This window comes from Marinobacter sp. Hex_13 (assembly GCF_001566815.1).
Lineage (GTDB): Bacteria > Pseudomonadota > Gammaproteobacteria > Pseudomonadales > Oleiphilaceae > Marinobacter > Marinobacter salarius.
This window is the reverse complement of sequence record NZ_LSMM01000011.1, coordinates 1-11,352: the sequence shown is the minus strand read 5'-3', so window position 1 is coordinate 11,352 and position 11,352 is coordinate 1. Positions and strand designations below refer to the sequence as shown.

General features: G+C 60.7%; 10 protein-coding genes. 2 read left to right on the top strand and 8 right to left on the bottom strand.

Annotated elements, in window-relative coordinates:
* Together AXW11_RS03520 and AXW11_RS03515 are read right to left on the bottom strand one after the other, a co-directional pair.
* Positions 1-933 (bottom strand): PepSY-associated TM helix domain-containing protein (locus AXW11_RS03520; protein WP_286791840.1); only part of this gene is annotated, 933 nt, incomplete at its 3' end.
* Between the two features lie 76 nt (positions 934-1,009).
* Positions 1,010-1,612: an HPP family protein gene (locus AXW11_RS03515; protein WP_286791839.1), complete on the bottom strand. Its 603-nt coding sequence runs from the start codon at positions 1,610-1,612 to the stop codon at positions 1,010-1,012.
* A 167-nt stretch (positions 1,613-1,779) separates the two neighbouring features.
* Here AXW11_RS03515 and AXW11_RS03510 point away from each other — a divergent pair, with 167 nt between their 5' ends.
* Together AXW11_RS03510 and AXW11_RS03505 are read left to right on the top strand one after the other, a co-directional pair.
* Positions 1,780-3,570, top strand: coding sequence for a monovalent cation:proton antiporter-2 (CPA2) family protein (locus tag AXW11_RS03510; RefSeq protein ID WP_286791837.1), 1,791 nt, complete (start codon positions 1,780-1,782; stop codon positions 3,568-3,570).
* A 150-nt stretch (positions 3,571-3,720) separates the two neighbouring features.
* Positions 3,721-5,853, top strand: a complete 2,133-nt coding sequence (locus tag AXW11_RS03505; protein ID WP_286791835.1) for a TonB-dependent siderophore receptor — start codon at positions 3,721-3,723, stop codon at positions 5,851-5,853.
* Between the two features lie 232 nt (positions 5,854-6,085).
* Here the strand turns inward: AXW11_RS03505 and AXW11_RS03500 are convergent, their stop codons facing one another.
* From AXW11_RS03500 to coaD, 6 genes are all read right to left on the bottom strand, one after another.
* Complete coding sequence (locus tag AXW11_RS03500; protein ID WP_286791834.1) at positions 6,086-6,505, bottom strand: SRPBCC family protein; 420 nt, start codon at positions 6,503-6,505, stop codon at positions 6,086-6,088.
* Positions 6,506-6,668: 163 nt separating this feature from the next.
* Positions 6,669-7,700 carry an NAD(P)H-dependent flavin oxidoreductase gene (locus AXW11_RS03495; protein WP_286791833.1) on the bottom strand — a complete coding sequence of 344 codons (1,032 nt, stop codon included), beginning with the start codon at positions 7,698-7,700 and terminating at the stop codon, positions 6,669-6,671.
* Positions 7,701-7,730: 30 nt separating this feature from the next.
* Entirely contained in the window at positions 7,731-8,267 is a 537-nt protein-coding gene (locus AXW11_RS03490; RefSeq protein WP_286791832.1) for an AAA family ATPase, read from the bottom strand.
* Positions 8,264-8,812, bottom strand: a complete 549-nt coding sequence (locus AXW11_RS03485) for a GNAT family N-acetyltransferase (RefSeq protein ID WP_286791830.1) — start codon at positions 8,810-8,812, stop codon at positions 8,264-8,266. Before AXW11_RS03485 ends, AXW11_RS03490 begins: the two co-directional genes overlap by 4 nt.
* A 174-nt stretch (positions 8,813-8,986) precedes the next feature.
* Complete coding sequence (ggt, locus tag AXW11_RS03480) at positions 8,987-10,684, bottom strand: gamma-glutamyltransferase (protein WP_286791829.1); 1,698 nt, start codon at positions 10,682-10,684, stop codon at positions 8,987-8,989.
* 203 nt (positions 10,685-10,887) lie between these two features.
* On the bottom strand, positions 10,888-11,352 hold a 465-nt coding region (coaD, locus tag AXW11_RS03475; RefSeq protein ID WP_286791828.1), incomplete at its 5' end, for a pantetheine-phosphate adenylyltransferase.

Here is an 11,352-nt window from a genome sequence, read left to right as displayed (position 1 = left end):
GCCGAAGACTGCGAAATTGTCGCTATAGAAGGTATCGCCGATGGGCTCTTCCCAGCCGCGGTTGTCCGCTTCGGTCCGGGCTTTTGCAAATAATTCAGGCCAGCTTACCTGGGGTTCTACCGGATCATGCAGCGCGGTGGGTGTGCGTGTTTCAAACGGCCCCGGGGTGGTCTCGGACACCATGGACATGACCGGGTAAAAAATTTCCCGGTACAGGTTCAGGGAGAAAGAGGTAAAGGCCAACATCAGCAGCAGCCCGAAGACCCACAGCCCCACGGCCCGGTGTAGATCGAAATTCAGTTTGTAGGCACCCGCGCCACGGCGAATCATCCAGGCCGGTTTCCAGCGTTGCAGCCAGCTCTTGCCGCCGGGCTTTTGTACGCGGCGTTTGCGCGGCAGGGTCAGTGCCATGGCGATAAAGGTATCGAACAGCCAGACCATGGCGGCGGCCCCCATCAACCAGACGCCCCAGCGGTTGATGCCGTTCCACTCCGGCAGGTGCAGGGTGAAGTGCAGCTTGTAGAGGAACGACATCAGGTGTTCCGGGTGCAGGGAGATTTTTCCCCACTCGCGCTTGCCGACAATCTCGCCGGTGACCGGATCCACGAAGGCGTGGTCGTAGTTCAGTGCGTAGCGGCGCCCGGTGTCCGGATCCACCTTGGCATCCACCCAGATTTCCGCGTTATGGCCGGGTTCTGCTGCCAGGTTAAAGAAGCTGGCGCGTACCCTTGGATCGGCGTCTTCCACATGGCGGACCAGCTCCAGCATGGGTAGCGGTTCGCCCTGGCTCTGGCTTTCAAACAGGTGCGGGTTGAGCCATTCGTCCAGCTCGTGGTCCCAGGAGATCAATGCCCCGGTCAGGCCGGCAATAATCAGGAAAACGGCAATGAAAAGACCGAACCAGCGGTGAAGCAGAACCAGAAGTGCGCGCATGGGAAATCCAACCAAGGCTGACAATGCGGCGCAGCCTAGCATAAAAGGGAATCATTCTCATTACAGAATGCGTTGATCAGACGCCGGGCTGGCGGGGGGCCCATAGTGGGTAGGGGATGCCGGCCAGACGGTTGATTACGAAGGCCTGGCCGACCAGCAGGGCCACCGCGCTGAGCAACACCGGCAGTTGTTGCAGTTCGTGCATCAATCCCAGTGACACAATCAGCGCGGTGGCGCCAGCAGGCGGGTGGGCAACCCGGAACAGAATCATCAGGGCGCTGGTCAGGCCCAGCGACAGGCCGGCGGCGGCCACCCGTGACCATTCAACGCCGCTGATAAAGGCGGCCGGCGCATCGTGCAGGCCGAACAGCCACAGTGATGCCCACCCACACAGGGCGCCAATCAGATGGCCGCTTAGCACATTGCGTGGTGAGGCCGCTTCCGCCAGGGGCAGGTGAAACAGCAGGAAGGCCGTGGCGCCCAGCGAGGGAAAGATAAACGCCTGCTGGGTCACCAGTGCCACACTGGCAATCAGCGCAATGCTCAGCCCGCCATTGACCAGATTGAACAGCGCCAGCACCACGCGCGGATTAAAACGCTTGCTCATGGCTTCCAGGTGCAGCTGACGCAACAGGCCGCCGATCAGTTGCTGGCGGAGCTGATCACTTTCCTTACTCATGGATTGCACTAATTGGGGGCAGAAAAAGAGCGCGCATACTAAGGCTTTGTGGTCTGCCGGGCAATTATGGTGCGAGATGTTGCGCGATATGCCCCATTGCGAGTCGTTGTTGCCGCCAAACGTGCCCGGCGGCTTTTTAACAACGCGGGCCAAGCAAATCCGCTAGCATGAGCCAAGACAAAAAGGAGATCGGTGTGGACGGATTTTTCTCACAGGCGCTGGTATTGCTGGGGGCAACACTGGTGTTGTTGCCGTTGTTTCAGCGGTTGGGGCTGGGCAGCATCCTCGGCTACCTGGCGGCCGGTATCGCAGTCGGGCCGTTGGGGTTTGGCCTGGTCAGTGGCGGTAACGATGTGCTGCATTTTGCCGAGCTGGGTGTGGTACTGATGCTGTTTCTGGTGGGCCTGGAACTGGCGCCCCAGCAGTTGTGGGCCCAGCGTCGTCGCCTGGTGGGGCTGGGTGCCAGCCAGATGGTCTTCAGCGCGTTGTTGCTGGCAGGCGGGTTTTGGCTGGTGGGTTTCAGCACCAACCAGAGCCTGGCCATCGGCGCGACGCTGGCGCTGTCGTCCACGGCCTTTGTGGTGCAGATGCTGGTGGAGAACAACCAGCTGGGTACCCCGCAGGGCCGCTCCGCGTTTTCCATTTTGCTGTTTCAGGATCTGGCGGTGATTCCCATCCTGCTGCTGTTGCCGGTGCTCGCCGGCGCCCAGGCCGGGGAGGACAGCCCGCAATTGCTGGCGGGCCTGGCGGCGCTGGTGGCCATGGTGCTGGCGGGCAAGTATGCGCTGAACCCCTGGCTGGGCTGGCTGGCCAAGCTGCGCAACCGGGAGTTGATGACCGCCAGTGCGCTGATGTTGGTGCTGGGGTCTGCGGCGCTGATGGAGCATCTGGGTCTGTCCATGGGCCTGGGTGCGTTTGTCGCGGGGGTGCTGCTGGCCAACTCGCCCTACCGGGAACAATTGGAAACGGACATTCAGCCTTTCAAGGGGCTGCTGCTGGGGCTGTTTTTCCTGGCGATCGGCATGACCATGGACCTGCGTTTGCTGCTGGACCACCCGGGTAACATTGCCCTCTTCCTGGTGATGCTGCTGGGCCTGAAGGCGTTGGTGCTGATAGTGATCAGCCGCCTGCGTGGTGGCGAGTGGCGCAGTACCTTCATGTTCGGCATTTTGCTCAGCCAGGGGGGCGAATTCGCTTTTGTGCTGCTGACCCAGGCACAAACATTGAACCTGCTCGACCCGGCCATTGCCGGGCAGCTCAATTTGGTGGTGGCATTGTCCATGGCGTGCACGCCGTTATTGCTGAAGCTAATGGCGATGCTGTGGCCCAAGGCGAGTAGCAAGGGGGCACGCAAGGACCTGGAAGAAGAAAGCATGCCTGCGCACCATCCCCAGGTGGTGATTGCCGGGCTCGGGCGCTTCGGGCAGATCACCGCCCGGATCCTGGTAGGGCGACAGATTCCTTTCACCGCACTGGATTCCGACCCGGACGAAATCGATATGCTGCGGCGCTACGGCAATGAAGTGTACTTCGGCGATGTGACCCGGCTGGATCTGCTGCACAACGCGGGGCTGGAGCATGCCAAGGTGCTGGTGCTGGCAGTGGATGATGTGGACGCGTCCCTGAAAGCCGCAGAGCTGGTACGCCATCACTTCCCCAGCGTGACCATTGTGGCCCGTGCCCGGGATCGTTATCACGCGTACAAGCTGCATGCCCTGGGCGTGGAGCAAGTGATCCGCGAAAGCTTTGAATCCGCCTTGCTCAGTGCCCGCCTGACACTGATGCAGCTGGGGGTTCCCGAGTCCACGGCTATTGATCTGGTGCGCAGTTTCCGGGAGCTGGATGAGCGCCTGCTGCTGGAACAGATTGAGCACCGTGCCGATGTGGACATGCTGGTGGAAACCAATGCCAAAGGCCGGGCGGAATTGCAGTCGTTGCTGTCGGAGGGAAAGCCATAGTGGAGGCATGCAGTAATTAGTATTGAGAATGGTTTGCATCTGCATTATTATCCCGGCCCAGGTTCCGGTCTGCCGCGCTGACGAAAGGGACGTTATTGGCGGCAAGGCTCCGAAGGCCGGGGGATCGCAGAATTAACCACAGGCACAACCATGATCATCTTTGCTCGCGTTTTGAGTCGCTCTCTGGCGGCCTCCCTGCTGCTGTGTCCGCTGGCCGCCACCGCCGCGGAGACTGACACCGACAACAGTGTCCACGAAATTCCGGAAGTGACGGTTAACGCTGAAAGCAACCAGGGTACCCTGGCCGATACGTCGGAAAGCTATGAACCGAAAACCCCGGTGAGTGCGCCCACCGGCCTGGCGCTGACCCGCCGGGAAACGCCCCAGTCGGTGTCGGTCGTAACGCGGACGCTGATGGATGATTTCCAGATCGTCTCAGTCAGTGAAGCGCTGGCGGCCGCGCCGGGTGTGGTGGTGGATCAGGTGGAAACCGACCGGGTGTATTACAACGCCCGGGGTTTTGAAATCACCAACTACCAGTACGATGGCCTGGGCATGCCGCTGCCCTACGAAATCGTCAACGGTGATGTGGATACCAGCCTGTTTGAGCGGGTGGAAATCGTGCGCGGTTCCAATGGGTTGATGACTGGGTTGGGGAACCCGTCCGCCACCGTCAACTACGTGCGCAAGCGCCCTACCCTGGATAATCACACTACGCTTTCTGCCAGTTACGGCTCCTGGGATAACCGCCGCATGGAAGTGGACACTTCCGGCAGCCTGACCGAGAACGGCCGGGTGCGTGGGCGCATGGTTGGCGCCTATCAGGATCGCAATTCCTACCTGGATCGTTACGAAAATGAGCGCGGCGTCTTCTACGGCGTGGTGGAGGCCGACCTCACCGACACCACCCTGTTCACGCTCGGCTACAGCTACCAGAACAGCAACGCGGACAGCCCCATGTGGGGGTCGCTGCCCCTGTTCTACGCCGATGGCTCGCCCACCGACTACGACGTGGAAACCAGCACCGCGGCGGACTGGGCGTACTGGGACAGCAACACCGAATCCGTATTTGCCGAACTGCAGCAGCGTTTCGATAACGGTTGGGAAGCCAATGCGGTGTACACCTACCGCAAAATGGAAGGTGAATCCGAACTGTTCTACGTCTACGGCACCCCGAACAAGGACGACACCGGCCTGTTCGCCTACCCCAGCTACTATGAGGACAAGGTCACCGAGCGTGTGTTCGACCTGTACGCCCGTGGCCCGTTTGAAGTGGGCGGCCGTGTTCACGAAATGGTGGTTGGTGCGAACTATGCGAAAGGCCGTATTGAGGAAACTTCAAACTATGGTCGGGGCATTGGTACACCGCTGACTCCGGATCAGGCCTTTGGTGGCAGTTACCCCAAGCCGCTTTTTGATGCCTCTGTTGACGGCAGCAAGTGGGACGATCGCTACCGCAGTGCCTACCTGGCGACCCGCCTGAGCCTGGCCGACCCGCTGACCCTGATTGGCGGCGCCCGCTATGTGGACGTGACCAGCGAAGGGGAAGGCTACGGCACCACCAAGGATGCCAGCGCCAGCGAAACCGTGCCCTACGTAGGCCTGATCTACGACCTGACCGATGTGCATTCGGTCTACGGTAGCTACACCAAAATCTTCAACCCGCAGACCGAAGAAGATATTACTGGCCAGCGGTTGGAGCCGGTGACCGGTGAAACCCAGGAACTGGGCCTGAAATCGGAATGGCAGGATGGCCGGATTTATACCGCGTTGATCGCTTTCCGTACCGACCAGGAAAATCTGGCGGACCCTGCCGGGATGATCGGGCCGGACACCTACTACGATGGCGTGGACGTGGAAAGCTTCGGGTATGAAGGGGAAATCAGCGGTGAAATTCTGCCCGGTTGGCAACTGGCCGGTGGCTACACCTGGCTGGAAATTGAAGACCAGGATGGCGATGAAATCCGCAACTATACCCCGCGGGAAATCTTCCGCCTGTCCACGACCTACCGCCCTGCGGCTATGCAGAAACTGAAAACCGGTGTGCAGGTCAGCTGGCAGGACAGCATTTACCGGGGCGGCACCGGCGGTGTACCGAAAACCACCCAGGACAGCTATGCGCTGGTGAACCTGATGGCCAGCTATGACTGGACCAAGCATCTGACCACCACGCTGAACGTGAACAACGTGACCGACGAAAAATACTATAACTCGCTGTATGTGGGTCAGGCTTTCTACGGTGCACCGCGTAGTGCCAATGTGCGGTTCGACTATAAATTTTGAGAAGGCTGGGTGGGGGACGCCTACGGCTAACCCGCCCTGAGGCAGCAAAAAAGCGCAACCGTTTAACGCCGACGTCTGCACAAGCAAGGGCGTCGGCGTTTTTTTATGTCTGGTTTTTAGAAACGATTGTAGGTCGGCTTAGCCGCGAAGCGGCGTAACCGGACAGTCTGACGCTGCACCACGGTTAATGTCGGATTACGCCTTTCAGGCTAATCTGACCTACACGAGACGATTACAACTTCAGCTTGTTCAGGCCCCGGCGAATACCCTGGCCCAGGCCGGCTTTGATGATCGGGCCGATCAATGGCAGCTTGCCTTCAAACTCGATGGTGTAGTCCAGCTGGCTGCCACCATTGGTTGCTTCGGAAAAGCGCATGATGCCTTTATGGTGCTTCAGCGGGCTGCCCTTGGTGATGGTGTATTCGATGCGCTCGTTGGGGACCACCTTGGTGACGGTTTCTTCGAACGGCGGCGCGATAAGAATCTGCATTTTCCGGGTGGAACCCACGCCGTTGGGGCTGTCCTGGCCATCCTTGATACGCTTGATCTTGGCCGGGGCAAAAATCAGCTCCAGGTTTTCGTGGTCGCTGAGAAAGTCGAACAGCTTGTCCACGGAGAACGGAAACGTCTTGGAAATCTCGATGCGTTGCATGGCGGTTGCTCCCACTGGGGCCCGGCAAGCCGCCGGGAAAGAGTGACACTGCCTGGGCGGCAGTAAACAGGGTGTTGATTTTGACGGCTGGCCGTTTGCCCGCAAGGTTAATTTGGGCCATAGCGCAGCCCTCGGCAGCTGTACCCGATCGGGCTTGCGGTCATCAGAACCCTTCAGCCAACCAGGCGGTCACCAACGTGGCGCTGTCCTCACGGCAGCCGCTGGCATTCTGCCCGGCCCACAGTGGCGAACAGTCTCCACTACCCTGTGCTTCTGCGGCGGCGCGTAATGGCCCGATGGCGTTGCCCGCCAGCGGGAATGCCGGTGCCGCGTCCGGGAAGCTGCCCAGTTCGCGCATCAGTCGGTTGACCATGCCCCGGGCGGGCCGGCCGGAAAAGATCGTGGTCAGGGCGGTGTGTGCAGCCTGTTCACTGGTCAGCCATTGCCGGTGCACGGCCTTGGTGGTGGCTTCCGGGCACAGCAGGTAGGCCGTTCCCACCTGTACCGCGGCGGCGCCCAGCCCCATGGCCGCCCGTACGCCGGCCGGGCAGGCAATGCCGCCGGCAGCAATCACCGGAATCGATACCGCGTTGGCGATCTGTGGCAACAGGCTGAAGGTGCCCTGCTGGAGGCTCAGGTCATCGCTGAGAAAATGGCCCCGGTGCCCACCCGCTTCCAGTCCCTGGGCGATCACTGCATCGGCGCCTTGTGCTTCCAGCCAGAGAGCTTCGTCTACCGTGGTAGCGCTGGACAGCACGGTGGCGCCGGTGGCTTTTACCCGGTCCAGCAAGCTGGGCTCTGGCAGGCCGTAATGAAAGCTCACCACCGCCGGTGAGAAGCGTGCCAGCACTTCGGCGCAGTCGGCATCAAACGGCTTGCGCGAAGGGCCTTCGGGAATCGCTGACGGATCGGCGTCGAACTCGTCATAGTAAGGGCGCAGGGTGTCTATCCAGCGTTGTTCGCCTTCCGGGTTGGGCGCCGGGGAATCGTGGCAGAAAAAATTCACGTTCCAGGGGCTGTTGGTAGCGGCGCTCAATGGCGCCAGCTGTTGCTCGAGACCAGCGGCATCCAGCATCCCGGCGGGCACGGACCCCAGGCCGCCGGCAGCACAGACGGCGGCAGCCAGGCGCCAGTCTTGCACGCCGGCCATGGGCGCCTGGATCAGCGGAAAGGAAGTGTTCAACAGAGATCGCATAAGGCATTCCAGCTCGGCAGGAAAAGAGACTCAGGGAATCACAATATCCAGTATAAACGCGGCCCGGTCGTTAACCGGGGCTCTGGGGACTTCAACCAGTGTGTAGCCGAAATGCCGATAGGCGGTCTGCATGATTTCAAAGGTAGCGACGGCTTCAGCAAACGACTGTTTGCGTTCCTTGTCGTTGGTAAAGATAGCGTCCCAGGGAGGGAAGAGGAAGACAGGGTTGTGGTATCGATGCTTTTCACAGGCTTCAATCAAGGATGTGGGAACAGGGAGACTTTCAAGGAGGGAGTAGCCATAGATATCGACCAGCCCCCGGTCAAGAAAGGCCGCCGCCTTATGGCCTGCAAAATGGGCATGCTGGGTTAGCTCAGCCGACAGCATTTGGTCACGAAAGGCGACCTTGTCCAGCCAGGGAACGGCCTTGCCGCCCTGTTCAACCTGCGATTGAATCACCCGGCGGCCGACTTCCTCGGAGCAGTGAAAACCAAGGCTGGCAATATGCTCGATGACCGCGGTCTTGCCAGCGCCGGGTCCCCCGGTCAGCACGATGGGTGTTGTCATTTGCCAGAACCTGAGTCGCTTGCATGGCTGTCAGATGCGAGCAGTGCGTAGAGCGCCTGGTCCAGGAATCGGCCATAAAGCCTTTCCGATTGCCTGAGCGTGCCTTCATGGATAAAGCCTAATCGTTCCGGCAGAGCCCGGCTTTGCCGGTTGTTGACGGCACAGCGAATCTCGATCCGGTTAAGGCCACATTCCGTGAAACCGATAGTAATGAGCTGTCGGACGGCAGCTGTGGCAATGCCCTGGCCGGTGTGGTCCTGCCCGAGCCAGTAACCGACGGATCCGGTGCAGTGCGCCTTGTTAACACTGTGGAACCCGGTAACGCCGCAAAGGGTGCCTGCATGAATAATGGCAAAGGTGGGGGCGCTATTGGATGTGGCCATTCTTTCTGCGCTTTCAATAAAGTGCCGGGAGTCATCGACGGTGCGCACCTGATCCAGCCAGGGCAGCCATTCGCGCAGGAAGCGGCGATGGCGATCGGTGAGTGCAAACAGGGCAGCAGCCAGGTCCTGATGCAGCGGTTGTAGTATGACGTCGGGTTGCACGCGATCATCCATCCGATAGCAGGGGTTGTACTGTGCCGGGGCGAGTTAATTCTTTGTGTCCACTTTGCTGATGGTGCCTTGGGCAACAGCGACGAACCGTTCTTCGCCGTTATTCAGGGCGATTACTTTGCACTTGCGGGCAGCCCTTTGCCGTCTATTGGCGCGGGCGAATGGTTATTCCGTACCGGTTGCCGGCAATGTTTGTGGTGCCCGGACCTCAGCACTGCCAATACCACGCGGGTCGCTGGCGGCGGTGACTTCGCCGCTGTTCTTGCCACTGCCCTTGCGCCACAGAATGGCCTGCATGTTGCCGTAGTTGCGGCCGGTGGAGACCACCTTGTGGCCCATCAGCATCAGGTCCTTGGCGGCCTGGCTGCCGACGAATTCCGGTTCGGCCTGCACTTCATCAGGCAGAAACTGGTGGTGGAAGCGCACACGGTTAACCCAGTCTTCCACTGGTTTGTCGTTGGCGGCTTCAATGACCCCCAGCATCACCATGGAGATGATGCGGCTGCCGCCGGGGGTGCCAAGAATGGCGACGCGGTCGTCGAATTCCACGAAGGTGGGGGTCATGGATGACAGGGGGCGCTTGCCCGGGGCGATGGCGTTGGCCTCGCTGCCCACCAGGCCGTAGGCGTTGGGGCTGCCGGGTTTGGCGGAGAAGTCGTCCATTTCGTTGTTGAGCAGTACCCCGGTGCCAGGCGCGACAAAGCCGCTGCCGAATGGCAGGTTGATGCTTAGCGTAGCGGCAACCCGGTTGCCGTCTTTATCCAGTACCGAAAAATGGGTGGTGTGGAAGCCCTCTTCCACGCCGATGGGCTCGCCCAGGCTGCTGCTGGGGGTGGCCTTGTCCAAGGTGATGCTGTTGGCGCGCTGTTTGGCGTAGTCGGTACTCAACAGCTTATCCACAGGTATATCCACAAAGTCCGGGTCGCCCAGGTATCGCGCGCGGTCCTGGTAGGCGCGGCGCATGGCTTCGATGGCCAGATGCGGGGTCATGTCTTTGGTGTCACCGGCGTTGAACTGGCTGAGGATATTCAGCGCCTGGCCCATGACGATACCGCCGGCGGACGGCGGGGGTGCGGAGATGATCCGTCCCTCGCGGAACTGGCTAATGGTGGGCGAGCGTTCTACCACGGTGTAGTCGGCCAGATCGCCCAGGGTCCAGATGCCGCCGGCTTGCTGGACGCCGTTGACCAGCTGTTTGGCCACGTCGCCCTGATAGAAGCCGGCCTTGCCCTGTGTGGCGATGGCGCTGAGTACCCTGGCCAGATCCGGTTGCTTGATCAGGTGGTTGTTGGGGGGCACCTTGCCGTTATGCAGGAAGATGGCAGCGGCTTCCGGGAAGCGGTTGAGCACGTCTTCGCGGTAACCGGCCAGCTTGCGGTAATGATCCTCGACGCGGAAGCCGTCTTCGGCCAGCGCAATGGCCGGAGCCAGGGTCGAGGTGAGCGGTAACTTGCCGTACTTGTCGGCGAGATGGGCGAAGGCGGCAGCCTGGCCGGGAATGCCGGCGGCACTGGGGCCGTTTACCGCCCAGTCGCGCATCACCTCGCCATCCTTGTCCTGATACATGGTGGCCGTGGCGGCACCGGGGGCGGTTTCGCGGGCGTCCACAAACGTCTGCAGACCGTCTTGTTCCCGGTGCAGCAGCCAGAAGCCGCCGCCGCCCATGCCGGCAGAATAGGGTTCGACCACTGCCAGCGCAGCGGCCACGGCCACGGCTGCATCGAAGGCGTTCCCGCCCTGCTCGAGAATGTTGAGCCCGGCTTCTGTAGCCAGCGGGTGAGCGCTGGCCACCGCGTTCTTGCCCGGTCCGGCCGCTTGGGCGGTGAGGGTGAGCAGCAGCAGTAACGGGATCAGGTAGCGCATGGCGTTCTCCTTGAGTGCCGGTGTTGGGTGTGGTGTCCGGCTTTGTTGTTAGAGCAGCGGCGAGCGACTAGCTTCGAGCTGCGAGTAAAACCGTAAGATGGCAGGCCATTGCCGCGCTCCAGCGCGGGCAGGCGGACCGTAGGCTGAAAGTGCACGCGCCTTTGATCATTTCGCAGCTCGAAGCTAGTCGCTTGTAGCTGCTCTTATTTCTGCCGCGCCTTGCGCTTTTCTTCCAGCGCTTCGGCGACTAGCGGCGGTACAAAGTTGTTCACATCGCCGTCCAGCAGTGCGATTTCTCGAATCAGGGAGCTGGAAATAAAGGACAGGTGCTCCGCTGGCGTCAGGAACACGGTCTCCAGCTCTGGCGCCAGCTGCCGGTTCATGTTGGCCAGCTGGAACTCGTATTCAAAGTCACTCACTGCGCGCAGGCCCCGCAGCAGGATGTTGCCGCCCTCTTCCCGGCAAAAATGAGCCAACAGCTTGGAAAAGCCGGTGACCCTTACGTTAGGCAGGTGCGATAGCACTCGCTGGGTCAGATCCACGCGCTCTTCCAGTGTAAACAGAGGGCCCTTCTTTTCGCTGGCGGCGATGCCTACCACGACTTCATCGAACATTTTGGCGGCCCGTTCCACCAGGTCCAGGTGGCCGTTGGTAATCGGATCGAAGGT

Bases quoted from the DNA above. Each gene is read 5' to 3' on its own strand.
- AXW11_RS03500 (WP_286791834.1), bottom strand. From the start codon at position 6,505: ATGCAACGCATCGAGATTTCCAAGACGTTTCCGTTCTCCGTGGACAAG.
- AXW11_RS03505 (WP_286791835.1), top strand. From the start codon at position 3,721: ATGATCATCTTTGCTCGCGTTTTGAGTCGCTCTCTGGCGGCCTCCCTG.
- AXW11_RS03515 (WP_286791839.1), bottom strand. From the start codon at position 1,612: ATGAGTAAGGAAAGTGATCAGCTCCGCCAGCAACTGATCGGCGGCCTG.
- AXW11_RS03510 (WP_286791837.1), top strand. From the start codon at position 1,780: ATGAGCCAAGACAAAAAGGAGATCGGTGTGGACGGATTTTTCTCACAG.
- AXW11_RS03490 (WP_286791832.1), bottom strand. From the start codon at position 8,267: ATGACAACACCCATCGTGCTGACCGGGGGACCCGGCGCTGGCAAGACC.
- ggt (WP_286791829.1), bottom strand. From the start codon at position 10,684: ATGCGCTACCTGATCCCGTTACTGCTGCTGCTCACCCTCACCGCCCAA.
- AXW11_RS03495 (WP_286791833.1), bottom strand. From the start codon at position 7,700: ATGCGATCTCTGTTGAACACTTCCTTTCCGCTGATCCAGGCGCCCATG.